We start from the raw sequence: 25,627 nt of genomic DNA on the forward strand, positions 1-25,627 counted from the left end.
AAACTTTACAAAAATCATGTCAAACTTGTCATTCACTCATCTGTAATCGATTCCCTTTTTTCGATAGAATAAATACATACAAACAACAGCCGTCCGGCTCATCAAAAGCTTCTTAACGGCTGAATTTCCGTATCAGTTCAAAATATTTGAACGACTACAAATTTATAGAAAACAGGGAGGATTACATATGTTACAGGTAAATCATTTATACAAGAGCTACAAGACAGGGAACACCACTTACGAGGTGTTAAAGGACGTTTCATTTTCCATAGAGGAAGGCGAATTCGTGGCAGTTATGGGGCCGTCCGGTTCCGGGAAAACAACCCTTTTAAACTGCATTTCCTGCTTCATCCCTCACGACAAAGGAGAAATCCTGCTGGACGGGGTCAATATTTCCAATATGAAAGAGGAGCAGATCGCCAAGATAAGAAACGAAAAGCTGGGATTTGTTTTTCAGGATTTTATGCTTCTGGACGGGCTGAATGTTTTTGAAAATGTATGTGTTCCGAAAGTCATCCACCAGGAACCGTACAGGCAGATGGAGACAAAAGCGGAGAAGCTTCTGAAAATGTTTGAGATCTCCGATATCGCCGGCAAATTTCCGGCAGAGATATCCGGCGGCCAGAAGCAGCGTGCCGCAGTGGCAAGAGCGCTGATGAACAATCCGCTTCTGATCCTTGCGGATGAGCCTACCGGTAATCTGGACAGCCGTTCCAGCGAAGCAGTGATCGGAGCTTTTCTGGAGGCGCAGAAGGAATTGAATGCAACCACATTTATGGTGACACATGACAGTTTCTCTGCCAGTTACTGTGACCGGGTGATCGTGATGAAGGACGGAACCGTCTATACAGAATTGATCAGTAATGGAAATCACAGGGAATTCATGGAAGAGCTTTTAGATGTTTTGAGAAAAATGAACGGTGGTGAATAGAATGAAGCTGAGCGGATTATTTGCAAAATTACGGAAAAACAACAAAAAGGAATATATGCAGTTCCAGTTCTGCATGTCCCTGTCCATTCTTTTGATCACATCGTATCTTGTTATGTATGGGAGTGACCTGGTGCAGAAAACACTGCCGAATGGGGGGGACTCCAGAAAAATAGCGGATATGATCTTCTTCCTTGCAGCAGCAGGCTGCATTATGTTCAGTATCTACGCGGCAAGTCTGTTTTTGAGATATAAGAGCAGAGAGACAGGGATTTTCCTTGCACTTGGTGCCGGGAAAAGTAAGCTTGGCAGGGCTTTATTTACAGAGATCGGCAAGATGATGGTCAGATGCTCCGTTGTGGGAATTCTGCTTGGCATTGGTCTTGCAAGTGTTATCGGTGTTATTTTTGAGCATATTGCAAGCAGCGGGAATGATAACCACTTCTCCCTCTCATTTTTGGGAATCGCAGGAGGAATTGTCTACTGCATGCTCCTGATTATCTGTGTGGCTGTGATGTGTGTGCGTTTTATGAAGAGAAGCAACGTTATGGATATCATCAATGAGCAGCGCAAACAGGAGCCGCTGCGAAAGGGCATCACATTATCTTACCTGATATCCGGTATCGTGATGATTCTTGTGGGGGTTTTTATAGGATATTTTGTGCCTATCCTCTCCGTTAACATCAGCGGACACTGGATGGGGGCCTGGACCAATTTGTTTTATATTCTGGCCGCTGTTGGGCTTTACCGGATTTTGGTCTACTCCATTGCCTCACACAGGAAAGGAAAGAATGCGCAGAAATATTATGATAACATGATATCCTACGGCATGTTAAAATTCCAGGGAGGTTCCATTGTCAGAAATATGCTGGTGATCGCATTACTGCTTATGGGAGTACAGTTTGGCGTCTTTTATCTGCCGCTTCAGGGAGGTGACAATTACGGAGAATATGAAGACGATATCTCTTACCGCTATCCCATGGATGCAGATGAACTGTCAGAGGAAGAAGTGTTTGCCATGGCAGATAAGTATCAGGTATCTGTGCAGGATTACCGGGAGGCGGAATTTATCCAGGTTCTGGGGGACGGTGTAAACCGTGAGGACATGGATGAAAATAATAATATGATTGAGGAATACAACGAAAAATATTTCTATTACGAATGTATCAGCGCAGCGCAGTTTGAAGCCATGACAGGAAAAGAGACCGAGATTGCAGAGGGGCATTACAGGGTAATCCAGTCAAAATCGGGCTATGAAAATATTTTTAACAGATTTGACGATACAACCAGGCTTTATCTGCAGAATGAAGAAGATTTTATTTCTATGGAATATGACGGACTGGAGATATACCGCTCTCTTGTGATAGGAGCAGGGTATGGTGAGGATTCCAGGTATATCCTGAATGATGCGGACTATGAAAAGCTGAAGGCAGATATCAGCCAAGACAAGATTATCCGCCAGGTACTGTTTCAGGTGGAAGACAGCAAAGAGACCTACGCATTCAGCAAAGATCTCTATGAACAGTTCTGCAGCAGGGCCCCCGAAAGCATGAATCATATTGGGGCATACAATGCATATCAGGCAAAAGTGCAGGGAGAGGAATATGGATACGATCTTCCGGGTATTTATGACGGCAAAAGGCCTGCTTTAGAGGCAGACTGGCTCTACAAGCCCTCCATTGTGCCGATGGAAAAGGAAAACAGTATTATGAGACGTGCCATCTTTTTACTGCTGTTTGCATACATCGCTGTGATATGCCTGGCTGCTGAAAGTATTATCTTATACACAAGAAGCCAGAACGCAGCCATGAAAAACAGCCAGATATTCAAAGATCTGGAAAAGCTGGGTGCAAATAAGAAATACCTGCGCAGGCTTCTGAAAAGCCAGTTGGCAAAAACCTTTGTACTGCCTACGATCATGGGATGTCTTCTGATGTTTTTATATGAGCTGCTCCTTCTGTGGCAGAATGACGGCATTCTGACAACGGGTGAAATAAAAGTTGCCGGATTGATGCTGACAGTCATTGCCCTGATAGGACTCTATCAGTTTGCTTTGTACAAGATTTCCATGAAGAACGCAGCAGGTGTTCTGGAGATTTAAAAGTACGGTTCACGTTTTGCTGTACCGCGAGGCGTTTTCGGGCAAAAGTGGTTATGCCATTGCACAAGCGTATCCTATCCCCTATAATATAAGAAAGACGGAGACGAAGAGGGGGAAGGATATGCTGAAAATAGCAGTCTGTGACGATGAGGCATCCGCAGTTGCCCTGTCGGAGAAATATACCAGGCAGTGCCTGAAGACCTGCGGGGCCGCGGCAGAGATAACGACCTATACAAGCAGCCGGAATCTGCTGTATGACATTTCCGAGGATGGATTTCATTATGATCTGATCCTTCTGGATATCGAGATGCCGGATACGGACGGCATGGAACTGGCGGCAGAAATAAAGCCTTTTCTGCCGGATGTGAAGATCATTTTCATCACTTCCCATCTGGAATATGCCATTGACGCATATGAACTCGCCATATTCCGCTATGTTCCGAAAAATGATATGGAAAAACGCCTGACAGCAGCCATCACGGACGCTGTCAGGCTGCTTTTGCTTGAAGAGGGAGATTCCTATACCATAAAAAACGGTAGTTCCCTGGAAAAGGTAATGTATCGTGACATTTATTACATTATGAAGGATGGAAAAAATTCTGTGTTTCACACTTCCAGGGGAATCTCGAAAGTCCGGAAAAGTCTGCAGCAGGTATATGAGGAACTGCAGGCAGAAGAATTTATTTTCACGGACAGGGGTTGTATCGCAAATATCATCCACATTATGCAGCTACAGAAGCAGTCACTGGTTTTAAAGAACGGGGAGGAGCTGCCTGTCAGCCGTTCCCATATGCAGGGGGTAAAAGAACAGATCACAGCGTATTGGGGGGCACATATATGATGGGATGGATGGTGTTGGTTTCCGGCTTTTTTACAGACAGTATCTGCATTTTGCTGTACTTCTTTCTCATCCGTACCTGGGACGGCGGCAGGAAAGAAAAAAGCCATACAGCGGTATTGGGGACAGCGTTTTTCCTGGCAGCCTTGTCAGGTCTTCTTTTTATACTGAAAGTGCCGGAATTTCCGATATTGACTGTGCAGGTTATTCTGGCGGCATCTGCCGGAGCATGGATTTATGGAATCAGGAGAAAAAGGGCTCTGTTTCTGGCTGTAGAATATGCAATGGCACTCAGCCTGTGGAAGTTTATCCTATGCGGAGCTATTGGTGTTATACTGCGCATGGATACCCTGCCGGGCAGAGGGACAGGGGGAAATCTGGCTGCGGACTGGATCGTTTGTGTGCTCACAGGTGTGTTATCCTTTTTTCTTTATAAAAAAAGGGAGGAGGAGAAGTCTGTCCGGCAGATACTGTCCAGGACCGCAGTTGCGGGACTGATACTGACAGTGACGCTCACGGAGCAGAATATTCTTCCCATAGGAGAAGAGGAAATGCTGGCTCCTCTCATATTTGCCATGGTCCTTCTCATGGGAATGCTGGTGTATTATACGCAGAGGCAGTACGAGAGGGAAAAGGAGCTGGCAGAATTAAAATCTACCCAGAAGGAGCTTTTAGAGAGGGATTACAGGCGGCTCAATGAAATCTATGCGGGTAATGCAAGGCTTTTTCATGATTTTCACAACCATATGACAATTCTGGGACAGCTTCTCAGGGAGGGAAAAACAGAGGAGGCATCCGCTTATCTGGAGGACATACAGGGGCCTGTCAAGAGGATTGCCAAAACAGTATGGACCGGGGATGAAACCATGGATTACCTGATCAACAGCAAATTGATGGCGGCAAAGGAAAAGCAGATCCATATGGAGATCAATATAGAATTTCCCAGGCAGACGGGCATACGCAGCGCTGATTTATGTGCGGTTCTCGGGAATCTGCTGGACAATGCACTGGAAGCGGCAGGGCAGGCAGAGGATGACAGCAGACGCAGCATTTGGCTGACCATACGGCGCATCAATCATATGCTGGTCATAAAGGTTCAAAATACCTGTGAAAAACAGCCTGTGCGGGAAAATGGGGAATGGATGACCACAAAAGAGGACAAATCCCTTCACGGATGGGGATTGAAGAGCGCTGCCGCCGCAGTGGAAAAATATAACGGTACCCTGCAAAACAGTTGGAAGGACTCTGTGTTTACCGCTGCGGCAGTTATGCATTACCGGGAACAGGAGGAGAGGTAAGGGTTCCATTTGCGGACAAAATGCCTCCATTTACGCCCAAATCCGTACAGCGGATTCCTCTGTGCTATGATAAGACCATAGAAAAAAGCAAAGAGGAGGAATCAAATATGCGTCATTATTACTTTCGTTTATTCTTTGGAATCATCTGGCTGTTGGCAGCATTGGTAAGCTTTCTCTCGGCAAATATCTGGTTTGGTATTCTGTATATAGTGCTGGGAGCTTGTTTTCTTCTTTCGGCATATCATTTGGGAAAGGACAGGGAGGACAAATGAAAGCAGAATTTTCCGTAAAAGGCCTTACCGCCTGGTATGTGAAAGAGAAGCCGGTTCTGCAGAATCTGACCTTTCAGTTACAGGAACATGAGGCAGTGGGGATGATCGGGCTGAACGGTGCGGGTAAGACCACCTTGCTCAATTGTCTCTGCGGCCTTCATGACCGGTTTCAGGCAGAACACATCCAATGGGAGGGCGAAGATATCTCTTTGAGAAATCCTGCATTTATGTCACGCAGATATGCTGTTTTTGACGGGGAGGCGCCTTTCGGATATTTTACATTTCGGGAATATCTGGCCTATGTGTTCGGCACATACAAGAGGCAGGTTCCTGATATAGAAACGCTGGTGCAGGGGTTTTCCTTTGAGAAATATGAAGATGTACTGATAAAAGAGCTGTCCACCGGTAATAAAAAGAAAGTGTATCTCATCACAGCATTTGCGCTGCGCCCGGAGCTTCTCTTCCTGGATGAACCGGTTAACGGGCTGGATTTTCAGAGTACGGAATTTTTGTATACGCAGATCAAAGAATATAAGGAGCACGGGACGGTTTTCTTTTCTTCCCACGTGCTGGAAAGTGTGTCTCTTACAGCGGACAGGATTCTGCTTCTGAAGAACGGAAGCATGGAGGAGCTTAAGGACAGGGAATGGAAAGAAAACGGGGATATAAGAGAGGTGCTTCGTCATGTATGAGACTTTTGCAGTGTTCTTAAAAAAGCTGCTGGGTAAGCGCTGGGAACGCGCTGGTAGGTCTTTTTTATACTGTGGGATCGGAGTTACCGCCACTTATGCCGTCTGGGGCAGCATAGTCATCAGGGAAGAGATTTTTTATCTGATCCTGCTGGTGTTCTCGGCTGGTGTTATGTGGAAAGCCCTGTCTTCAGAGGAGAATCGTGTGGATCTGCGCGGTGTTCTGATGCTTCCGGTTACCGGCAGTAAGGCAGTGCGGGCCTTTGCTGCGGCCCTTGCCGTCTATACCGTGGTGACGAAAACAGCGTTTCTGCTGACCGTTCTTCTGGCAGTGTCCGGCTTTGAGCCGTGGAAACTTGTAAACGGCCTTATCTGCGCGTTTCAGGTCTGCTTCTGTACGGCGGCGGGATACTGGCTGCTTTGTAAAAAAAGATTTCCGGCAGCAGCAGTGCTGGCAGCGGGAGAAGGATTCCTTGTTTTGGGAGCGGGAAAATACAGCCGGATGTTTCTGGTGCTTGCCTCTATGGGCGTACTGGCGGTGCTGCTTGGAAGAGCTGACCCCTGCTTACTCTGCCGGTCCCGTACAGGAGCTGCAAAACGGGTGGGAAGCCTGACAGGAGACGGAAAAAAGGGAAATGTACTACGGTACCTGTTCCGGTATATGGCCTCACACGGCAATTATATGGTGAACACGCTGGCTCTGTGCGGACTTGGCCTGATGTTCTCCTTTTTTATTCCTAAAATGGGCGGCATAAGCATGATGCCCATGGGATTTGCCCTGTTGTCCCTGAACACGCCGGTGTCGATTCTGTTGTCCTCAGACCGCAGGCTCTGCCGGGGGATTCGCATGCTGCCCGGACAGATTGGGCGGTTTGCTGTTCCTTATGGCATATTTATAGCATGTAATTTACTGGTGCCGGAATCTGTATTTTTCCTTTCCTGTGCAGTACAGTTCCCGGAAGTGGGGATGGGAGAGGCCTTTACCGCTCTGCTTTTTATCCTTCACAGCGCCCTGCTTCTCACAGCGCTGGAGTGGAAATTTCCGCTGACAAAATGGAAAATTGAAAGTGACCTGTACCATCATCCCAGGAAATACTGCGTGCCCGTGATCATGCTCCTATGTGCAGTCCTGGTCAGCACATGGCCTGTGATGAGTTATGTGATGCTTGGTCTTCTTGCCGGGGAGGCGGGCTGGCTGGCAGTGAAAGTGAGAGGTGAGAGAATATGAAGGAGACACATAAATGTCCGAAGTGTGCATCACACAACATTGTACGCATACCGGATAACTTCCGGTATGCCAGCGGAAATAATATCTATACCACAACAATGACACTCTTGGGAAAAATACCGGTGATCCGCTACGTCTGCTGCGACTGCGGATACGTGGAGAACTGGGTAGAACAGCCATGGGAGCTGGAGAAATTAAGAAAAACCTTCGGTGGGAAATGAGAGGAAGAGTTACTGTTCACTGCGTGCCCGGCAGCACGCTTCGCGATGCACAGATATGGAGCATTTTGCTCCATATCGCGCCGGCTGCCTCGGGATTTTCATGCCTTCGGCCTGAAAACACCTCGCGGGACAGTGGCATGTGAACAATAACGGGAGGAGCTTCTGTCCGGTCCTTTTCCTATCTTTGCCCTTGCATATCGCTGTTAAAAGAGATATAATAAGACAAAAGTGCGTGCACGAGTACATTTTGGGCAGGAGGATTATTATGCCAGTAACATTACAGCAGATAGCGGAAGCGGCCGGGGTGTCCAGAGGGACGGTGGACCGGGCGCTGAAGGACAGAGGAAGAGTCCGGCCGGAAGTGGCGGAGAAGATAAAGAATATAGCAAAGGAAATGGGGTATCAGCCCAGTCTTGCGGGCAGGGCCCTTGTTATGGCAAAGCGGAATCTGAAAATCGGGATCATCATGCAGTCAGCCCAGACCCCTTTCATGGTACAGGTCTATGAGGGGATGAAAGCTGCCAAACAGGAGGTGGAAAGTCTGGGCGGTACTGTGGAGATTTTTCGTGTGGACGGCGTGGATGCAGGCCGTGTCATGGAAATCATGCAGGAAATGAAGGAGCAGGAGTATTCGGGCATTGCCCTGTCTCCGTCCGAAGATACCATGCTCAAGAAGATGATCAATCAGTTTTCCGAGGAGTATGGCATTCCTATTATCACCTTTAACTCGGATATTGAGGATACGAAAAGGATATGCTTTGTGGGACAGAATACCATCCAGAGCGGAAGGACTGCAGCCGGGTTAATGGGAGAGATCACAGGCGGTAAAGGGGAGGTGGCTGTGATCTCCGGCCATATTTCCAACCCTGCGCTGAACAACAGGATCAGGGGCTTTCAGTCCGAGATATTGGAGAGCTTTCCCGGCATCCAGCTTGTGGGAACAAAATATTCCTATGATGACGAGTGGGTGGCAGCCAAAATCGTGGAGGAGCTGCTGGAGCAGTACCCGGATCTGAAGGGAATCTACGTGACAGGAACCGCAGTAAAGGGCGTCTGCGAAGCATTGGTAAAACAGGAAAAGGAACGGGAGATCAAAGTAATAGGCAACGATTTTCTGGATGAGAATAAAAAATGGGTAGAACGGGGAGCCATCAATTTTCTCATCGGCCAGGATTCCTATATGCAGGGATATGAACCGGTGATGATGCTGTTCCATTTACTTTTTGATGATGAAAAACCGGAATCTGTTTACCGGTATGCAGAGATTGTGATAAAAAACAGATATAATTTGTAGCAGTATGACCGCTTTTCAGGCGGTCATACTGTGGTTAATACAGAAAAATGACATATCCGCCGGAAAAAAGTATCTGAGGCACTTCAGCCGATTATTCCAAATGAAAAGAAAAAACATACGTGCACGCACTTTACATTACTAATATATACTCAAGATTTAATCATTATAATCCATAAATGATAGAAAAATTACCATAAATATAGCTTGGAAAAGAATAAATAATAATGCTCCATTACTAAGCTAAAGTAAAAATAAACAAAAGTCCAGTCTGTCATCCAGGATAAAACTGGAAATAATAGACAACATGCACAAAAACATTGTTTGTTTTTTATCAATTAGCAAAAGTTAATAAAAATAGACTGTGAATCTTGTACAAAAAAACTATTGCGTTCACGTGAACGCTATGGTATGATTGCATCATCAAGAAAGAACAAAAACAAAAAAACAAATAACTGGGAAACAATGAAAAAGAGAAATGGAGGATATGTATTATGTTAAGAGTAGGAGTTATCGGATGCGGCGGAATGGGTAAGGATCACATCAAAAGACTGACAAACAAGATTCAGGGAGCTGAGGTAGTCGCAGTATCAGACGTATTTGAGGAGAGTGCAAAACAGGCGGCAGCCATCTGCGGAGCAAAGGTATACACAGATGCAAACGAACTGATCAACGACCCTGATGTGGACGCAGTGTTCATTGTATCTCCGGGATTCGCACATGTAGAATCTCTTCTGGCAGCCATCAAGGCAGGAAAGAGAATTTTCTGTGAGAAACCGCTCTGCACAACTGCTGAGGACTGCCTGAAGGTAGTTGAGGCTGAGGTGGAATCAGGAAAACATCTGATCCAGCTTGGATTTATGAGAAGATACGACAAAGGCTATATGCAGGTGAAGGAAGCCCTCACATCCGGTGAATACGGCGAGCCCCTGATTCTTCACTGCACACACAGAAATCCGGAAGTCGGAACCAACTACACAACTCCAATGGCTGTTCATGATACAGCAATCCATGAGATTGACGTGCTTCACTGGTTAGTGGATGATGAGTATGAATCCGCACAGGTTATTATGCCGAAAGTGACAAAATATTCTCACTCTGAATTAAAAGACCCGCAGATCATGCTGCTCCGCACTAAAAAGGGGGTATGCATCGATGTTGAAGTATTTGTAAACTGCAAATTCGGATATGACATCAACTGTGAAGTGGTTTGTGAAGACGGCGCGATCAAGATGCCTTCACCGATTTACCCAAGCATCCGCAAAAATGCAGCCGTTGCCACAACCATCGACACAGACTGCTTCGTAAGATTCAAAGACGCTTATGATACAGAGGTTCAGGACTGGGTTGATGCTGCAGCTGAGGGCGTGATCAACGGACCGACCGCATGGGACGGATACCTGGCAGCTATCACAGCAGACGCACTTGTGAAAGCACAGGAGACAGGCGCAGTAGAACAGATCAACGCTGCAGTTGAAAAACCGGAGTTTTATAAATAAGCCGAAGTACGGCAATAAACCGAAATACAATAGAAATGAAGCCGGATGCACCAGACAAAGCATCCGGCATGAATAAGACAAAAACCGAAAGGATGGTATATATTATGAAACTTGGATTTAATGAGGCAACAGCACTGGAATGTAAAGGACAGTCCCTTCTGGCTGATATGGAAATGTGTGAAAAATACGGATTTGATTATATTGAGATTCGTTTTGACTGCGTAAAAGATTATCTGCAGGAGCATACCCTGGAGGAATTGGCTGACTGGTTCAAAAACCATCATCTGAAACCATGGGCATACAACACCCTGATCTATTTCAACCAGAGAGACGAAGCAGGTAAAAAAGAAATCGACGATGAAGTGGATTTCATCCTGAAAGTTTCCAAAGCGATTGGTATGAAAATGCTGATCACAGTTCCGAATTTTGACGTAAAAGACAAAAGCGTCAGTGAAATCAAGGAAGAAGCTGTGGAAAGACTCCGCTATTTATCAGACAAAGTAGGCGCTGATATGAAAATCTCCCTGGAGTTCTGCGGTGCACCAAACTGTTCCATCAACCAGTTCGGCACAGCATATGATGTGGTAAAAGCAGTAGACCGTGACAATGTAGGTATCACAGTTGACACCTTCCATTTCCATGAAATGTGCTCTAAACTGGAAGATTTAAAAGCAGCAGACGGCAAGAAAATCTTTGCTTACCACTTAAATGACTGCGAAGACCTGCCCCTTGGCTCCTGCGGCGATGACAAACGTCTGTGGCCGGAAGAAGGTGTGGTAGACCATGCGGGAATCGCTGCAGCTTTAAAAGAGATCGGATTCGACGGCGTGTGCACGATCGAAGAGTTCCGTCCGGAATATTACGCTATGTCCCATGAGGAGAACGTGAAAAAAGCTGCTGAAGTGACTAAGGCATTTGTAGAAAAATATTTCTAAACGATATATGTGCCCTTTGCAGGGCATAAGGAGATGGGATAAGCAAAAATGACAGGCTGTGCAAACTCCATACGCTGAATGTGAAGACAGAAAAGCGCAGGACTTGTCACAGAATGAGAGGAAGGAGCAGGGCGGATGGGTAAGCTCCGCCCTGTAAAAGGTGATAGTATGGCAAAGGGAGGAATTCCCGAACTGCTGAATTTTAAGCAGAAGGGTAAAGATATGAATGAATTCATCAAAGTCCCAATGTCGGAAAAGCTGGCGTACTGTTTTGGTGACCCGGCGCTGACTTTGATGTATACGATGACAACAACACTGCTGATATATTTCTACACGAACGTGGTAGGCATATCTGCAGGCGCAGTGGGTATGATCATGCTGCTCTCCAGGGTATTTGACGGATTTTCCGATGTGCTCATGGGAACTATTATTGACAGGACCCATTCCAAATACGGAAAGGCCAGAATCTGGATTCTCCGACTGGCGATCCCGTATGCATTGGCAGCCATTTTGCTGTTTACCATGCCTCCCATGGGGGATATGGGGAAGATTATTTATGCATTTGTAACTTATAACATTATGAACACAGTGGTATATACCGCAATCAGCCAGCCTTTCCATGCACTTGGTTCACTTATGAGCCGTGACAGGAGAGAGAGGGACGTGATCTGCAACATCCGTATGGTGCTTTCTATTACGGCAAGTATGATCATCACAGCATTTACCCTGCCTCTGATCAATAAAGTGGCAAAACTGATTGACAACCAGCAGATGGCCTGGATACTTGTGACTGCGGCATATGCCATTGTATCCGTATTCGTTTTGATCAATACATACTGCACCTGTACGGAACGTGTACAGGCATCCGGCGGCAAAAAGGAAAAAGAAAACACTCCGTTCTGGACTGCTTTCAAAGTTACGGTTACCAACAGATATTTCCTTATCGCCCTTGGCCTGATGGTGTTCTATACTGCTTATCAGATCATCATCGGTACAGATCTGACCTATTATTGTCAGTACGTGTTAAATGATGTGGATCTGGTTATGCCGCTTTCCGCAGCAGAGAAGATTTCCACTATCATCGGTATTGCAATGCTTCCGAAACTGCTTCCGAAATACGGCAAGAGAAACCTGATCTGCGCCGGATGTATCCTGGGTATTGCAGGACAGCTTCTCTTCCTTCTGAACATCACAAGTGTTCCGTTAGGTGTCGCAACCTGTATTATGAGAGGATTTGGTATCGCACCGTTCTACGGCGTACAGTATTCCCTGCCAAGTGATGCCATTGAGTATGGCCACTGGAAGACAGGTGTCCGCGTGGAAGGCCTTATGTTCTCCTCCATGAGTATGGGACAGAAAGCAGGTTCAGGCTTTACATCCGCTATCATGGGCGCAATTCTTTCCATGGCAGCATTTGACGGACTGAAAGCAACAGCAGCGGAGCAGACAGCATCTGCGATCTCCGCCATCAAGACCTTTTATCTGTATGTGCCCATCGCCATCTGGGTGATCATGTTTATCATAGCAGCATGTTATAAGCTGGATAAAATGTATGATAAGATGATGCGCGAGCTGATTTCCAGAGAAGGAAAGAACGGGCTGGAAGAGATTCCGGTGGCAGCGCACTCTGAGAATAAGATCAATGTGGCCATTGGCCGTGTATATGGCAGCAGCGGAAGAAAGATTGCGGAGGAAATCGCAAAAGAACTGAACTGCCGTGTCTATGACCGTCAGATCATCTGTCTGCTGGCAGAGAAGATGGGAATGGAAACTTCCAATCTGGAGGAAGTGCAGAAATATCTGGATAATTATAACTATGGGGACAAAGAGCCCACATTCTCTCCGTATGCCTACCCACAGGCAGGTGTAGCGGATGATATGAACGCTGTCAAAATGTTTGAAGAACAGAGCCGGATCATCAAAGGCCTTGCCAGAAGCGCGCCCGGCGTATTCCTGGGAAGATGTGCAAACTTTATCCTTGGCGGACAGGAACACACCTATTCCTTCTTCATCTATGCAGATGATGAATACAGGGAAAAAGAAGGCAGGGAATATTACGGCGGCATTTCTCTGGAAGAACTGAAAGAGAAGGATGAGATGCGGAACAGCTATTATGAGAAATTCACCGGCATGCGGCGTGATGACCCGAAACATTACGATATGGTTGTCAATGTATCAAAGACCGGTGTACAGGGCACAGTTTCCATGATTCTTGATTACATTAGGAACAAAGAAGAGAGCAGTAAGGGAGGAAATTGATAATGTTGGATAAAAGCAAAGTAAGACTGGGTATCGCTCCCATTGCATGGACCAATGATGACATGCCTGATCTGGGCAAAGAAAATACATTTGAGCAGTGCGTCAGTGAGATGGCTCTGGCCGGATTTACAGGCTCCGAGGTGGGCGGTAAATATCCCACAGATACAGAGGTACTGAAAAGAGCCCTTAATTTAAGAGGAATCCAAATCTGCAACCAGTGGTTCTCCTCCTTCCTCATTTCCAGACCATATGAGGAGACAGAGAAGGAATTCATCAAAGCCACGGATTTTCTGAAGGAAATGGGCGCAAAAGTGATCGGCGTATCCGAGCAGAGCTACAGCATCCAGGGAAAGATGGAGCAGCCTGTCTGGGAAGGCAAATATGTCATGGATGACCGGGAGTGGAAATTGCTTGCGGAAGGCCTGAATAAGCTGGGAAAAATAGCGAAGGACAAGGGCATGACACTTACTTTCCATCATCACATGGGAACTGTTGTGCAGACAGAGGAGGAGATTGACCGTTTCATGGAAATGGTTGACCCTGAGCTGGTATTCCTTCTTTTTGACAGCGGACATCTGTCCTTTGCAGGCATTGATCCGGAAAATGTGCTGAAGAAATATGTAAACAGAGTAAAACATGTACATCTGAAAGACATCCGCAGAGAGATGGTGGAGAAATCCAGAAACGAGAGATGGAGCTTCTTAAAAGGTGTCCGTGAAGGCGTGTTCACCGTACCCGGAGACGGAGATGTGGACTTTGCACCAATCTTCAAAATTCTTGAGGAGGCCGGATACGAAGGCTGGGTTGTTGTGGAAGCTGAGCAGGACCCCGCAAAGGCCAATCCTCTGGAATATGCAAAGAAGGCAAGAGCTTATATTGCGGAAAAAACAGGTTTATGATCAAAACAGTCTGCACCTCCCGGTATTCTTACCGGGAGGTATCAGAGAATAAAGATTAGGAGGAAATCAATATGAAGATCGCATTTGACGTGGACGTACTGGCAAAACAGATGGACATCAACCGTATGGTCCATCAGGTTGCAGACTGGGGATACAAATATATTGAACAGTCACCCCATCCGAGAATCAATCCGTTTTACAAACATCCGCTTTTTTCAAAAGAGTGCGAACAGGAATACAGGCAGGCTCTGAAGGAGACAGGCGTGGAGATCTCATCTTTCATCGTTGTATACCGTTGGTCAGGCCCCACGGAAGAGCAGAGACAGTTCGCGGTTGCCAACTGGAAACGTATGATTGAGATTGCAGTGGACATGGGTGTCCAGGTCATCAACACAGAGCTGTCCGGAGACCCGAACCAGCAGGAAATCTGCAATGGCATGTGGTTCAAATCTATGGAGGAACTGCTTCCTATTATAGAGAAGGAAGGCATCCGTGTGGAAATCCAGTCCCATCCCTATGATTTCTGCGAGCTGAACAATGAGACCTGTGACCTGGTAAAATCCTTCCGTTCCAAAAATCTGGGATATGTATATTCTTCCCCTCACGGCTTCTTCTATGACGAGGGCAAAGGGGATGTGCGTTCCATGCTGAGATATGCGGGAGATGAACTGACCCATGTACTGTTTGCAGATACCTTTAATCAGACACTGGACTGCCGTTACATCGCCAATCCGCCGTGGCTGAACGGCCGGGGAAAAGCAGATGTGACCATTCATCAGCACCTGGCAATGGGGGAAGGAGATGTGGATTTTGACGGCATCTTTGAAACTCTGCGTGATATGGATTTTGCAAATAAACAAATGAAAGAAAATGCCCCGAAAGTGGGCGGTGACAATATCGCCTGCGTCTCCATGTTCGGTTTTCCTGAGAAAATGGATAAACAGGCACCGGAGGCAAGAGAGAGGATCGAGAGAGAACTTCTGGGAAAATAATATATAATTAACGACTGACAGCAAACCGGCTTTTTCATATGGCAGTATACCATGTGGAGGGGCCGGTTTTTCATTGGGCAGTGCCGGTAAAATGGTTCTATATGCTGTCCTTCAAAATGTGAAAATAATGTGAATTCTAAATCGTGTGCTTGACAATATGATATATAAGTGTTATATTACAGCTAGAACAAAGGAAAAGAAAATTTATTGATATTGTTCACATGTCATTGTCCCGCGAGGTGCTTTCAGGCCGAAGGCATGAAAATCCCGAGGCAGCCCGCGCGATATGGAGCAGAATGCTCCATATCTGTGCATCGCCAAGCGTGTTGCTGTGCACGCAGTGAACAGTAACAATTTATTTCCTGGTTTATAACAACAGGGATTCTCTGAAGAAGTAATAAAATAATTTGTCATAGAAAGAAAGGAGAAATGACTTATGTTGATGCCCAGTATTTTTGGAGAAAATTTATTTGATGACTGGATGGATTTCCCGTTCGGAAGGGGTCTTTTTGGAAAGAACAATTCTCTTTTTGAAAATGGCGGCAGTTATGGCATGAGCACAGATGTGCGGGAAACAGAAAATGGCTATGAGGTGGACATGGAACTTCCCGGATTCAGGAAAGAGGATATAAATGCCCAGTTAAAGAATGGTTACCTGACCATCCGGGCCGCGAAAACTTCAGACAAGGAAGAGAAAGATGAAAATGGCAGATATATTCGTCGTGAGCGTTATTCAGGAAGCATGAGCAGAAGCTTCTATGTGGGTGAGGATGTGACAGAGCAGGATATTCATGCAAAATTCGAGGATGGAATTTTGAAACTGGCTATTCCGAAAAAGGATGCCAAAGCTGTGGAACAGCAGGAATATATTGCTATTGAAGGCTGAAACTATTTGAATCCGCTGCGCCGAAAAGTGCGCAGCGGATTTTATGTTCCGTCCTGACAGTTATACGTTCCATCTGGAGTCATGCGCGTCTTCGGAGAAATCTACGTTCCTATGGTTTTGGCGGGTGATAATATGACAGACAGAGTTTCGCATCATATTTTTTGATTTTGTGGAATTTAATGATAGAAATATTCAGACAGGCGGATGGTTCGCATCCGCCTTGTATGATTTGAAAATAACAGAGCCCCAAAGGGCAGAAAATTGCTTGGAGAGACGGTGAGTATAAGATTATAATCCGTATTCCCGATACAGAGATTCCAGCAGATGTACGTCAGAAGCGGCTTTTACGATCTGATCGTTCTTTCCATCATCTGCCAGAAGGAGAATTAACCGGCTGTAACGGCTCTGTTCTTTGCTCTTTCCTTCAGCAAGGCCTTTGGCAAGACTTTCAGCAGCAGCTTCTTTCTCGGCACTTTTGATCAGCTCATCTAACAACATATACTTTACCCCCATTTCCCGATTCTTTTTCAATTCTTTGATCTTATTATGGATTTTATGAACAGTTTCACTTTGAGTCTTCGCTGCGCATTGATCTGTGCTGTTCTCTACATACTCCAGAAATGCAGCCAATTCTTCTGAGATATCTTCAGGATTGTTCCCTTTTGTGCTGAAAAAGATTTTTTGTGTCTCGTCTCCAAGTGCCATATCTGTTTCCAGACAGCGGTTTTCAAAGGTATACCTGTACAGACCCTTGCCAAAAGGGTCAAACGTGCAGATGAAAATAATGTAATTGGGCTTCAGATCGTTGTAAGTTTCCCCGGGTTTCAGGGAGGTTACATCCAATTCACTCTGATAGTATCTTGACCTTTTCGGTAAATTGTTCTCATTTTTATTCTGCATTTCCAGGTTATACCCCACCTTTATCTTGTCGCTGGCATAGATATCCAGCCGGACGCTTTTGAAATCAGAGGTGAGCAGAATGCTGTGTTCCGCATGTACGGTTATATTGTTAATCGGATATCCTAAAAACAATTCCAATATCAGCCGGCATGTCTCCGGATCTTCCAGTGCAGCAGAAAACAAAAATGCATCCTGTAAATTTAACTGTTCAAATTTCTTCCTTGCCATATGGTATCCTCCCGGAAAATATGACACGAAAGCAATCTGTCTGTGTGTATATTATAACGGATATAAAGCAAATTTACAATTACTTAAAGCGTTAAAATTATATAGTTTTGCAAAATATAAATATATAAAATATAAAATTAAAATAAAAATAACGGTTCAGCAGGTCTGCGCCTTTTCTGTTCGGCCCATCCGTTCCCGATATTTTTTAAATGATTTGTTTTTTTCTGTCTTTCAATCGTTATATACTATAGATACCATACAGCAGAAAGGAAAATCCCATGTCCGAAAAGAAAATTCTGAAGAACATCCGAAGCGGCCGGCAGGATTCCTTGGAAATCCTCATAAAAGAATATTACCGGGATATCTATGCGTACTGTTACTGCCGCGTGGAGGACAGACAGACGGCTCAGGACTTGACCCAGGATGTCTTTCTGCGGTTTCTGCAGAATCTGGACAGCTATGAGCATACCGGGAAGCTGAAAAATTATCTCTATGTGACAGCCGGCAATCTGATAAAAGACCATTACAAAAAGAGAAAGGAAGTCCTTTTGGAGGAGGAAGATATGCAGCAGACTGCAGACGGTTTTTCTTCCGGAACTGAGAATATCAGTGACAGGCTTACGCTGCAGGAAATCATCCGCGGACTTCCGGAACCGGAGAAAGAGCTGATACTTCTTCGCTATTATCAGAATCTGCGGCTGTCTGATATCGCCGGGATTGTCTCTATGCCTGTATCCACAGTCCGTTACAGGCTGAAGCTGGCAGAAAAATATATTAAAACCAGGTGGGAGGAGTGAAGACATGAAGGACAGAAAACTGAGTAAGAAAATCAGGGAGATACCCATACCGGACTATGAGGAGGATGCCTTTTTGCGGACGCTCTCGGCTGCCAAAGAAGCAGACCTTCACCCGGAGAGGAAGCGCGTGACAAAAGCGGAATTTTTTGCAGGACAGGTTCACTTTATCAGTAAAAGAGTCTGGGCACTGAAACTGCTTCTCACAGGGCTTCTGCTTCTGGGAATCCTGGAGACAGAACTGCGGTTTGACAGCAGTGCCTGGCCGCTCATATCCGTGACAGCCCCCATATTATGTCTGGTAAATGTCAATGAACTGTGCCATATCTGCAGGCCCGGCATGCGGGAAATCCTGCAGACAGCCAGATATTCTTTGAGGGAACAGCTCCTGGTGCGCCTGCTGCTCTTCGGCGGTCTGGACGGGGCAGTGTGCCTGGCAGGCGCCTTTCTCGCAAGCGGTGTAACAGCGGGACTTTTTTTGCAGGCCATTTTATATTTTGCGGCGCCTTTCAGTGTTATGTGCGCAGGATGCATGGCAGTGCTGGGACGGTGCAGGGATGAAAATGCGCTTTGGTACTGCACGGCATGGGGAGGCTTCCTGGTTGTTGTAATAAATATGCTGCGGTCAACTTCCATTCCGGTCTATGAGACAGACCGGGTTTTTGCCTGGGGTATCACAGCAGCTCTGGGTATGGCGGTCACAATACGGGAAATCAACAGGCTTTTGAAATATATGGGAGGAAATTATCATGAAATTAACTATGGAACGGCTGACAAAACAGTTTAAAAATAAAATCGCAGTGGACAGGGTGAATATGGAGCTGGAGGAAGGTATATACGGCTTTCTGGGAGCCAACGGTGCGGGTAAGACAACACTTATGCAGATGCTGTGCGGCATTGTGACACCCACATCCGGGGAGGTCAGGCTGGACGGGCGCAATAATATAGAGATGGGGGAGGACTACCGGGATTTACTGGGGTACCTTCCCCAGGAATTTGGTTATTCCCCCAGTTTTACGGCCCGGGATTTTATGCTCTATATTGCAGCAGTGAAGGGACTTTTGCCGTCCTATGCAAAGAAAAGGACAAAAGAACTTCTGGAGCTGACCCATCTTTCCGGGGATGCGGACAGGAAAATCCGTACATTTTCCGGCGGTATGAAGCAGAGGCTTGGTATTGCGCAGGCCCTTCTCAATGATCCCAGGATACTGATCCTGGATGAGCCCACCGCGGGACTGGACCCTAAGGAAAGGGCATATTTCAGGAATATGATCTCCGGTCTTTCAAAGGACCGGATCGTTATTCTGTCTACGCATATCGTTTCGGATGTGGAATATATAGCGGATAAGATCCTGATTATGAAAAAAGGCAGATTTATCATGAACGGTACCGTGACGGAACTGACGGAGACCATCAGCGGAGAGGTATGGGAGTGCGAGACCACGGAGAGGGAACTGGAAAATCTGGACCGCAGTATCTGTGTGGTAAATTCTCATCACCAGGGGAAACAGATCCGTCTGCGCGCTGTCAGTCCGACAAAGCCAATGGAAGCAGCAGTGAGGGCAGAACCGAATCTGGAGGATCTGTACCTGAGTGTATTTTACGATGAGGTGGATGAGAGGAGGAGATGGTAGATGAAGCGTCTGGTGAGATATGAATGGAAAAAAATATGGGGAAGCAGACTGAACCAGCTTACCGTACTGGGCTGCTGCCTGTTCCTGCTGTTTTGCGTCTATTCTGTTATTGTGCAGACCTATGCAGTAGATGAAAAGGGAAACAGTGTTTCCGGAATGGAGGCAGTGAAGACCCTGAAAGAGCTGCCCACCGTGCAGGTTACCCAGGAAAATGTGGAGCAGTTTATGCAGAAGTATCTGGACTGCACGGAGGATCCCCAGACGAATTCCCGTAAGGAGGAGACCGATTTTCTGAATGAGGAGCTGTACGGGACACTTTACAGAAGAAACCGGGATTTTTTTTCTCTTCTGATGACAAATTATCAGGGCAGCAGCAGAGAATTGAACATGAAAGAAGTATTTCAGAGGAACATGGGAAAAGACTTCTATAAGAGCCGGAGTGAGCAGCTTGCCATAGAACTGGATGGCTTTGTAAAGACGGGCATGATAAAGGAAAACCAGAAAGATTACTGGCTGGAAAAGGATGCGGAGGTCAAAGATTTAAAGCTGGGTAACTTTCAATTCTGGAAAAGCATGATAAATTCCGCCGGCTGGATCATACTGATCATGCCGCTTATCTGTGTTGGAATCGCCCCGCTATTTGCAGGGGAATACCAGACCGGCGCAGATTCCCTGCTGCTTACCATGCGCTATGGGAAAAACAGGCTGGTAAGGGCAAAAATACTCTCCGCAGTTCTCTATGCAACGGCAGTATACTGGGGAATCGTACTGGCTTATGCAGGCATTTACCTGATGATATTCGGCCCTCAGGGAGGAAACTTGCCCATACAGGCGTATGACACTGCAAATCCAATCAGCTATTCCCTGACCATGTGGCAGGCTGTACTGCTGGTTGTGCTGCTGGGCTATGGGGCCGTGCTGTGCATGACTGCTGTTACTCTGCTGCTCTCTGCTGTTTTTAAGAACAGCTATGGTGTCATTATCACTGATTTTCTGCTGGTCCTGATACCAAGCTTTCTCTATGAAAGCGCAGGGGGATACCTCTGGAAGCATGTTCTGGCACTGCTGCCGTCTAAAATAACAGAATTTCGTTTTACAGATTATCTGGCATATAACGTACCCGGAAGGGTGATCGGTCTGCCGGCCATGCTGTTTGTGGTGGATGTGCTCTGTATTGCAGGATTTATCCTTGCATCGGGATATGCCTTTAAGCATCATCAGGTGAATAAATAGAAAAACCCCGGATTTTTTATGTGTATTTATAGAAAATTTAAAATTACATTCTATCCTGAATATAAGAAAAAGCCTGAAAACAAACAGATATCTGCAGGCGATTTTTCAATAGAAAGGATGGAAGCACATGAAAGAATATATTTTGAGAACAGAGAATCTGAGTAAATCATTCAAGGGGCACAAGGCGGTGAACAAAGTTTCCCTTGCCATAGAGGAGGGATGCATCTACGGCCTTCTCGGTCCAAACGGCGCAGGAAAATCCACGATCCTGAAAATGATCACAGGAATGCTGAGACCAACAGGAGGAAAAATTTATTTTGGAGATCATGAGTGGTGCAGAAAAGATTTAAACCAGATTGGCGCATTGATCGAAAATCCTCCTATTTATGAAAATCTCACAGCAGAGGAAAACCTGAGGGTACATACTCTGCAGCTGGGACTTCCGGACGAGAGGATCCGTCAGGTCCTGGATACGGTGGATTTGAAAAACACGGGAAAAAAGAAAGCCGGACAGTTTTCTTATGGAATGAAACAGCGTCTGGGGATTGCCGCAGCGCTCCTGGGAAATCCCAGGCTTCTGATTCTGGATGAACCCACCAACGGACTAGACCCCATCGGAATCCAGGAACTCAGAAACCTGATCCGGTGGTTCCCCGAGCAGGGAATAACGGTGATCCTCTCCAGCCATATCCTGAGTGAAGTGCAGCAGACTGCAGACCGCATCGGTATCATAGCAGGCGGCGTGCTGGGATATGAGGGGGATGTCGCCCGGGAAGAAGATCTGGAAGAGCTGTTTATGGATGTGGTGAGAAGGAACGGGAGGGATTAAGATGAAGCGGATGATTCAGGCAGAATTACTGAAAATGCGGCACTCCACAATGGGAAAAATGACCTGGCTGGTGCCGGTGGCTGCGGTAGTGCTGGGATACCTCATAAGCCAGGTGGGGCTTTATGCGCAGCAGTTTACCTATAACATATGGTATGGGACATTTTATCCCTGTCTGGTACCTCTTATATGTGCCATGAACATGCGCTGTGAAATCAGGCTCCACTACCAGACCATGCTGGCCTCCCCGGTGTTCGGTGCCGGGCAGTGGGCAGCGAAATGTGCGGCAGTGGCCCTGCGGCTGCTGTTTTCCCAGGTGATTTTCTGGGCACTGATGAGCTTGCTGGGAATAGTTTTTATTTCCTCTGTTCCGGCTGTCGCAGGCGGAGCGGGGATGCTGGTTGTGTGGGCGGTAAGTTTATGGCAGATTCCCCTTTATCTGATGTTGGCCGCTAAGCTGGGGATGATTCCCACTGTCATGCTGGGGCTTCTGGCTGCTTTTTTCAGCTTTTCCGTGGTGGAAAAAGGTTCCTTCTTCCTTTTTCCCTTCTCCATTGCAGACCGGCTGATGTGCCCGATACTGCAAATCCGTCCGAACGGGCTTCTGTTGGAACAGGGGGACACTCTTTTGAGTGCGTCTGTGTTCATTCCGGGGATGGGTATGGTAATCATTTTGCTGGCAGCAGCCGCATTTGGGAGCATAAAATGGTGGATGAGACGGGAGGCAGTGTGAAATGACGGAATTTTACAGGTTTATAAAAAGTAAGGGATACAGAATGCGGCACTCGCTCTTTTTCCCTGTCCATATCCTGATTCCGCTGGTGGGAATCTTTTTATATCTGGCATATATGGGGCTTCGGCAGGCAGGCGTCTGGGAGCATTTGACAACGTATGTGACACTTCTGGCAATGGCTTACCCTGCTATAGCCGGAATCGTAACGGCAATGCTCACGGACCGAGAGGCAAAAGCGGGAAAAATGCAGAACCTGCTGGCAGTACCCGGCCGCACAAAAGCCCTGGCGGCGGAACTGATGCTTTTATATCTGCCGGGTCTTCTTGCTGTGGGGATTGCGATGTTTGGTTTTGGAGCTGCACTTGTTTTAAAAGGGGAAAAAGGAGTGGGGTTAGGAGTTCTTTTCCTTTTGGTTTTGGTACTCTGGGCATCCAATCTGCCGGTCTATGTCATGCATCTGTTCTTAGGCCTTCGGTTTGGTGAAGGGGTGACGATTGGTGTAGGCGTAGCAGAATCTGTCATCTCCGCAGTGATGCTCACCGGCCTTGGAGACGGTATCTGGTATGTGTGGTGGCCTTCTTACGGAATGCGGTTTTCCACCCTGCTGATTGCCCTGAGACAAGGGGCTGACCGGAGATTATGGGGCCAGATGCGCCTTGGGGGAATTTGCTATCTGACGGTATCTGTGTTATTCTTGGTCATATCATTTGTCTGGTTTCAGAGATTTGAAGGACGCAGGGAGGAGGCGTAAATATGGCATCCATTTTGGCTGTGGATGATGATATTCTGCTGCTTCAATTAATTCGGAAGATACTGGAGAGGGACGGACACCGTGTTACGGCTGTGAACGACCCTCTTGAGGTCAGAAAGCTTTCATTATCAGATTATTCTTTAATACTTCTGGACGTTATGATGCCCGGCATAGACGGCTTTTCGCTGTGCAGGGAAATCCGGGATCTGGCAGACTGCCCTATTGTTTTTCTGACTGCCAAAAGCGGGGAGGCGGATGTTCTTCTGGGGCTGGGCCTGGGCGGGGATGATTATCTGAAAAAACCTTTCGGGGCAGAGGAGATCCGCGCCAGGGTGAACGCGCACCTGAGAAGAGAGCAGAGAGAAAAAAAGAATGCTGTGGAGGTGTCCGGGTTCCGTTTTTATCTGGGAGCGAAACAGATGGAAAAGGATGGGCAGGTGCTGCCCCTTACAAAAGGGGAATATGCGATCTGCGAATACCTGGCACTGCATCACGGACAGACCTTGTCGAAGGAACAGATATATGAGGGTGTGTTTGGATACGACGCGGAGGGCGACAGCTCAGTCATTGCCATGCATGTGAAAAATATCAGGCAGAAGGCAGAAGATTTCGGAAAGATACCCATACAGACCGTATGGGGGATTGGATACACATGGAAAGAGAAAGAAGTTTAAAAGGGCTTTTTATCAAATATCTCATAAGCTGGCTGGCAGGCTCTGTTCTTCTGGCTGTCATTGGTTTTGTAATGATGTCACTGGCTATGCAGAGAGGTCTTATTTACCCGGCAAATCATGGGGATACGGAGTATGAGCAGGAGAAGGAAAGTCTGAAAAATGCGGAGAAGATTCGGGCAGAGGATATTCCGCCGCTTATGGCGTATGCCCTTTTTACGGAAAATGGACAGTGGAAAGAGGGGACCATACCCCAAAAAGATGCTGAGAAAGCCTGGGAGGTAAGTCACAGGGGATACACAGGATTGGGCCGTGATTTTTATCGTGTGGTAGAGCGTGACGGCGAAGTCCTGGTGCTGCGCTATACTATGAAGGCCCAGTTTACGAATCCGAAACTGCGGAAATATCTGCCCGCAGCGGAGGAGATGATATATGGGATCATATTATTGGAAATTCTGGCGTATCTGATGTTCATGGCAGTGCGTTTCGGAAAAATGCTAGAGAATAAGATGAACGGAATCCAATACGCTATAGAAAAAATAGAGCAGGAAGATCTGGAATTTCAGGTACCAGACTGCGGAGTCCGGGAGATCGACCGTATTGGAGAGGCTCTGGACCGAATGAAAGATGCCCTGAAAAAGTCACTGAAAAGCCAGTGGAAAATGGAGAAGGCAAGACAGGAGCGGATATCAGCCCTTGCCCATGACTTGAAAACCCCCATCACGATCGTGAGAGGATATAACGAACTGCTTCTGGAGGGGAATCTCCAGGGGGATGACCGCACCTGTGTGGAGGCCATTGAGGTCAGCGTCCGCCAGATGCAGGATTATGTGGAGCAGCTTTTGGATATGACCAGGGGCGGAGATATGGAGATGCCCGTAAAAACGGCCGTCCGGGCCGATACCTTCCTGGAAGATATCAGGAAAAAGGCACAGGGTCTGACATCAGAAAAACAGGCAGTTCTTATATGGGAGGCGGCAGTGCCGGAGGGAACCATTCGGGCAGACAGGCAGCGGCTTGAACGGGCACTGTTGAATATTCTCGCTAACAGCGCTGAATATGCCGGATGCGGAGGCAGGGTTTTCCTGCGCGCAGAGGTCTGTGAGGAGACGCTGCGTATTACAGTGGAGGACAGCGGGCCGGGTTTTACAAAAGAAGCGCTGCAGAAAGGGAAAGAAGAATTCTATACCGGCAGCAGCGCCAGAAGCGGGGGAAAGCATTCGGGGCTGGGGCTGTTCATTGCAGACAGAATTATAGGAGAGCATGGGGGAAGACTGGAGCTGGGAAATTCGGAAGCCCTTGGGGGAGGGCGTGTGTGTGTTTGGCTGCCGCTTTGACGATTGAATGATCGTAAAGGCGGCAGTCTTTTTCTATGGAAATAAAGGATGGTCTGCCGGTCAGCTTGGGATGGATAAGTGAAAATATTAATATCCCGCAGTATAAACTTAGTTTTTAAAATAGAATAAAAATTTTGTAAAAGTGACCAACTTTTCTCTTCCCATACGTTATTATTATTAAGAG

25 protein-coding genes are annotated in these 25,627 nt (G+C 46.8%); 24 read left to right on the forward strand and 1 reads right to left on the reverse strand.

The features are described 5' to 3' along the window. Positions 1-187 precede the first annotated feature (187 nt). From MUB35_RS07855 to MUB35_RS07925, 15 genes are all read left to right on the forward strand, one after another. Positions 188-931, forward strand: a complete 744-nt coding sequence (locus MUB35_RS07855; protein WP_244806008.1) for an ABC transporter ATP-binding protein — start codon at positions 188-190, stop codon at positions 929-931. A 1-nt stretch (position 932) separates the two neighbouring features. Continuing rightward, positions 933-3,029: an FtsX-like permease family protein gene (locus tag MUB35_RS07860; protein WP_244806009.1), complete on the forward strand. Its 2,097-nt coding sequence runs from the start codon at positions 933-935 to the stop codon at positions 3,027-3,029. 121 nt (positions 3,030-3,150) lie between these two features. Then, a complete protein-coding gene (locus MUB35_RS07865; protein ID WP_227210270.1) occupies positions 3,151-3,870 on the forward strand; it encodes a LytR/AlgR family response regulator transcription factor in 720 nt (239 codons plus the stop codon). Then, entirely contained in the window at positions 3,867-5,165 is a 1,299-nt protein-coding gene (locus MUB35_RS07870; RefSeq protein ID WP_227210271.1) for a sensor histidine kinase, read from the forward strand. Before MUB35_RS07865 ends, MUB35_RS07870 begins: the two co-directional genes overlap by 4 nt. Positions 5,166-5,272: 107 nt before the next feature. Then, positions 5,273-5,437: a hypothetical protein gene (locus MUB35_RS07875; RefSeq protein WP_186971053.1), complete on the forward strand. Its 165-nt coding sequence runs from the start codon at positions 5,273-5,275 to the stop codon at positions 5,435-5,437. Further along, positions 5,434-6,129, forward strand: coding sequence for an ATP-binding cassette domain-containing protein (locus MUB35_RS07880; protein WP_054350895.1), 696 nt, complete (start codon positions 5,434-5,436; stop codon positions 6,127-6,129). The genes MUB35_RS07875 and MUB35_RS07880 overlap by 4 nt, the downstream gene beginning before the upstream one ends. After that, complete coding sequence (locus tag MUB35_RS07885) at positions 6,122-7,354, forward strand: hypothetical protein (RefSeq protein WP_244806010.1); 1,233 nt, start codon at positions 6,122-6,124, stop codon at positions 7,352-7,354. The genes MUB35_RS07880 and MUB35_RS07885 overlap by 8 nt, the downstream gene beginning before the upstream one ends. Then, a complete protein-coding gene (locus MUB35_RS07890) occupies positions 7,351-7,575 on the forward strand; it encodes a hypothetical protein (RefSeq protein WP_033143804.1) in 225 nt (74 codons plus the stop codon). Before MUB35_RS07885 ends, MUB35_RS07890 begins: the two co-directional genes overlap by 4 nt. A gap of 265 nt (positions 7,576-7,840) precedes the next feature. Further along, positions 7,841-8,869, forward strand: a complete 1,029-nt coding sequence (locus MUB35_RS07895) for a LacI family DNA-binding transcriptional regulator (protein ID WP_054350900.1) — start codon at positions 7,841-7,843, stop codon at positions 8,867-8,869. Positions 8,870-9,360: 491 nt separating this feature from the next. Beyond that, the gene (locus MUB35_RS07900; protein ID WP_033143802.1) at positions 9,361-10,365 is read left to right on the forward strand and encodes a Gfo/Idh/MocA family protein; all 1,005 of its coding nucleotides are present in this window, start codon (positions 9,361-9,363) and stop codon (positions 10,363-10,365) included. A 104-nt stretch (positions 10,366-10,469) separates the two neighbouring features. After that, positions 10,470-11,300 carry a sugar phosphate isomerase/epimerase family protein gene (locus MUB35_RS07905; protein WP_054351059.1) on the forward strand — a complete coding sequence of 277 codons (831 nt, stop codon included), beginning with the start codon at positions 10,470-10,472 and terminating at the stop codon, positions 11,298-11,300. Between the two features lie 168 nt (positions 11,301-11,468). Then, positions 11,469-13,559 carry a cytidylate kinase family protein gene (locus tag MUB35_RS07910; RefSeq protein ID WP_033143820.1) on the forward strand — a complete coding sequence of 697 codons (2,091 nt, stop codon included), beginning with the start codon at positions 11,469-11,471 and terminating at the stop codon, positions 13,557-13,559. A gap of 2 nt (positions 13,560-13,561) precedes the next feature. Continuing rightward, positions 13,562-14,458 carry a myo-inosose-2 dehydratase gene (gene iolE, locus MUB35_RS07915; RefSeq protein ID WP_244806011.1) on the forward strand — a complete coding sequence of 299 codons (897 nt, stop codon included), beginning with the start codon at positions 13,562-13,564 and terminating at the stop codon, positions 14,456-14,458. Between the two features lie 71 nt (positions 14,459-14,529). After that, entirely contained in the window at positions 14,530-15,450 is a 921-nt protein-coding gene (locus MUB35_RS07920) for a sugar phosphate isomerase/epimerase family protein (RefSeq protein ID WP_244806012.1), read from the forward strand. A gap of 436 nt (positions 15,451-15,886) precedes the next feature. Continuing rightward, positions 15,887-16,336 carry an Hsp20/alpha crystallin family protein gene (locus MUB35_RS07925; RefSeq protein ID WP_244806013.1) on the forward strand — a complete coding sequence of 150 codons (450 nt, stop codon included), beginning with the start codon at positions 15,887-15,889 and terminating at the stop codon, positions 16,334-16,336. 288 nt (positions 16,337-16,624) lie between these two features. On the opposite strand, the gene MUB35_RS07930 is transcribed toward MUB35_RS07925, so the two are convergent. Then, complete coding sequence (locus MUB35_RS07930) at positions 16,625-17,464, reverse strand: Rpn family recombination-promoting nuclease/putative transposase (RefSeq protein ID WP_244806014.1); 840 nt, start codon at positions 17,462-17,464, stop codon at positions 16,625-16,627. 278 nt (positions 17,465-17,742) lie between these two features. On the opposite strand from MUB35_RS07930, the gene MUB35_RS07935 reads away from it, so the two are divergent. The 9 genes from MUB35_RS07935 (at position 17,743) to MUB35_RS07975 (ending at position 25,443) form a co-directional block, all read left to right on the forward strand. Further along, positions 17,743-18,261 (forward strand): RNA polymerase sigma factor, encoded by a 519-nt coding sequence (locus MUB35_RS07935; protein ID WP_227210276.1) that lies wholly within the window; start codon positions 17,743-17,745, stop codon positions 18,259-18,261. A 4-nt stretch (positions 18,262-18,265) separates the two neighbouring features. Next, the gene (locus tag MUB35_RS07940) at positions 18,266-19,045 is read left to right on the forward strand and encodes a hypothetical protein (protein WP_244806015.1); all 780 of its coding nucleotides are present in this window, start codon (positions 18,266-18,268) and stop codon (positions 19,043-19,045) included. Next, positions 19,008-19,892, forward strand: coding sequence for an ABC transporter ATP-binding protein (locus MUB35_RS07945; RefSeq protein WP_244806016.1), 885 nt, complete (start codon positions 19,008-19,010; stop codon positions 19,890-19,892). Before MUB35_RS07940 ends, MUB35_RS07945 begins: the two co-directional genes overlap by 38 nt. Further along, on the forward strand, positions 19,893-21,125 hold the full coding sequence (locus tag MUB35_RS07950; RefSeq protein WP_244806017.1) for an ABC transporter permease: 1,233 nt from the start codon (positions 19,893-19,895) through the stop codon (positions 21,123-21,125). It begins immediately after the preceding gene. 127 nt (positions 21,126-21,252) lie between these two features. Continuing rightward, positions 21,253-21,954, forward strand: a complete 702-nt coding sequence (locus tag MUB35_RS07955) for a lantibiotic protection ABC transporter ATP-binding protein (RefSeq protein WP_244806018.1) — start codon at positions 21,253-21,255, stop codon at positions 21,952-21,954. A 1-nt stretch (position 21,955) separates the two neighbouring features. After that, positions 21,956-22,684: a lantibiotic immunity ABC transporter MutE/EpiE family permease subunit gene (locus tag MUB35_RS07960; RefSeq protein ID WP_244806019.1), complete on the forward strand. Its 729-nt coding sequence runs from the start codon at positions 21,956-21,958 to the stop codon at positions 22,682-22,684. 1 nt (position 22,685) lies between these two features. Further along, positions 22,686-23,435: a lantibiotic immunity ABC transporter MutG family permease subunit gene (locus tag MUB35_RS07965; RefSeq protein WP_033143600.1), complete on the forward strand. Its 750-nt coding sequence runs from the start codon at positions 22,686-22,688 to the stop codon at positions 23,433-23,435. A gap of 2 nt (positions 23,436-23,437) precedes the next feature. Next, positions 23,438-24,109: a response regulator transcription factor gene (locus MUB35_RS07970; protein WP_103731038.1), complete on the forward strand. Its 672-nt coding sequence runs from the start codon at positions 23,438-23,440 to the stop codon at positions 24,107-24,109. Next, positions 24,088-25,443 (forward strand): sensor histidine kinase, encoded by a 1,356-nt coding sequence (locus tag MUB35_RS07975; RefSeq protein ID WP_244806020.1) that lies wholly within the window; start codon positions 24,088-24,090, stop codon positions 25,441-25,443. Before MUB35_RS07970 ends, MUB35_RS07975 begins: the two co-directional genes overlap by 22 nt. The last annotated feature ends 184 nt before the right edge of the window (positions 25,444-25,627 follow it).

Origin of the sequence: Blautia sp. NSJ-175 (assembly GCF_022867815.1) — a bacterium.
GTDB lineage: Bacteria > Bacillota > Clostridia > Lachnospirales > Lachnospiraceae > Blautia > Blautia celeris.

Bases quoted from the DNA above. Each gene is read 5' to 3' on its own strand.
- MUB35_RS07855 (WP_244806008.1), top strand. From the start codon at position 188: ATGTTACAGGTAAATCATTTATACAAGAGCTACAAGACAGGGAACACC.
- MUB35_RS07860 (WP_244806009.1), top strand. From the start codon at position 933: ATGAAGCTGAGCGGATTATTTGCAAAATTACGGAAAAACAACAAAAAG.
- MUB35_RS07865 (WP_227210270.1), top strand. From the start codon at position 3,151: ATGCTGAAAATAGCAGTCTGTGACGATGAGGCATCCGCAGTTGCCCTG.
- MUB35_RS07870 (WP_227210271.1), top strand. From the start codon at position 3,867: ATGATGGGATGGATGGTGTTGGTTTCCGGCTTTTTTACAGACAGTATC.
- MUB35_RS07875 (WP_186971053.1), top strand. From the start codon at position 5,273: ATGCGTCATTATTACTTTCGTTTATTCTTTGGAATCATCTGGCTGTTG.
- MUB35_RS07880 (WP_054350895.1), top strand. From the start codon at position 5,434: ATGAAAGCAGAATTTTCCGTAAAAGGCCTTACCGCCTGGTATGTGAAA.
- MUB35_RS07885 (WP_244806010.1), top strand. From the start codon at position 6,122: ATGTATGAGACTTTTGCAGTGTTCTTAAAAAAGCTGCTGGGTAAGCGC.
- MUB35_RS07890 (WP_033143804.1), top strand. From the start codon at position 7,351: ATGAAGGAGACACATAAATGTCCGAAGTGTGCATCACACAACATTGTA.
- MUB35_RS07895 (WP_054350900.1), top strand. From the start codon at position 7,841: ATGCCAGTAACATTACAGCAGATAGCGGAAGCGGCCGGGGTGTCCAGA.
- MUB35_RS07900 (WP_033143802.1), top strand. From the start codon at position 9,361: ATGTTAAGAGTAGGAGTTATCGGATGCGGCGGAATGGGTAAGGATCAC.
- MUB35_RS07905 (WP_054351059.1), top strand. From the start codon at position 10,470: ATGAAACTTGGATTTAATGAGGCAACAGCACTGGAATGTAAAGGACAG.
- MUB35_RS07910 (WP_033143820.1), top strand. From the start codon at position 11,469: ATGGCAAAGGGAGGAATTCCCGAACTGCTGAATTTTAAGCAGAAGGGT.
- iolE (WP_244806011.1), top strand. From the start codon at position 13,562: ATGTTGGATAAAAGCAAAGTAAGACTGGGTATCGCTCCCATTGCATGG.
- MUB35_RS07920 (WP_244806012.1), top strand. From the start codon at position 14,530: ATGAAGATCGCATTTGACGTGGACGTACTGGCAAAACAGATGGACATC.
- MUB35_RS07925 (WP_244806013.1), top strand. From the start codon at position 15,887: ATGTTGATGCCCAGTATTTTTGGAGAAAATTTATTTGATGACTGGATG.
- MUB35_RS07930 (WP_244806014.1), bottom strand. From the start codon at position 17,464: ATGGCAAGGAAGAAATTTGAACAGTTAAATTTACAGGATGCATTTTTG.
- MUB35_RS07935 (WP_227210276.1), top strand. From the start codon at position 17,743: ATGTCCGAAAAGAAAATTCTGAAGAACATCCGAAGCGGCCGGCAGGAT.
- MUB35_RS07940 (WP_244806015.1), top strand. From the start codon at position 18,266: ATGAAGGACAGAAAACTGAGTAAGAAAATCAGGGAGATACCCATACCG.
- MUB35_RS07945 (WP_244806016.1), top strand. From the start codon at position 19,008: ATGAAATTAACTATGGAACGGCTGACAAAACAGTTTAAAAATAAAATC.
- MUB35_RS07950 (WP_244806017.1), top strand. From the start codon at position 19,893: ATGAAGCGTCTGGTGAGATATGAATGGAAAAAAATATGGGGAAGCAGA.
- MUB35_RS07955 (WP_244806018.1), top strand. From the start codon at position 21,253: ATGAAAGAATATATTTTGAGAACAGAGAATCTGAGTAAATCATTCAAG.
- MUB35_RS07960 (WP_244806019.1), top strand. From the start codon at position 21,956: ATGAAGCGGATGATTCAGGCAGAATTACTGAAAATGCGGCACTCCACA.
- MUB35_RS07965 (WP_033143600.1), top strand. From the start codon at position 22,686: ATGACGGAATTTTACAGGTTTATAAAAAGTAAGGGATACAGAATGCGG.
- MUB35_RS07970 (WP_103731038.1), top strand. From the start codon at position 23,438: ATGGCATCCATTTTGGCTGTGGATGATGATATTCTGCTGCTTCAATTA.
- MUB35_RS07975 (WP_244806020.1), top strand. From the start codon at position 24,088: ATGGAAAGAGAAAGAAGTTTAAAAGGGCTTTTTATCAAATATCTCATA.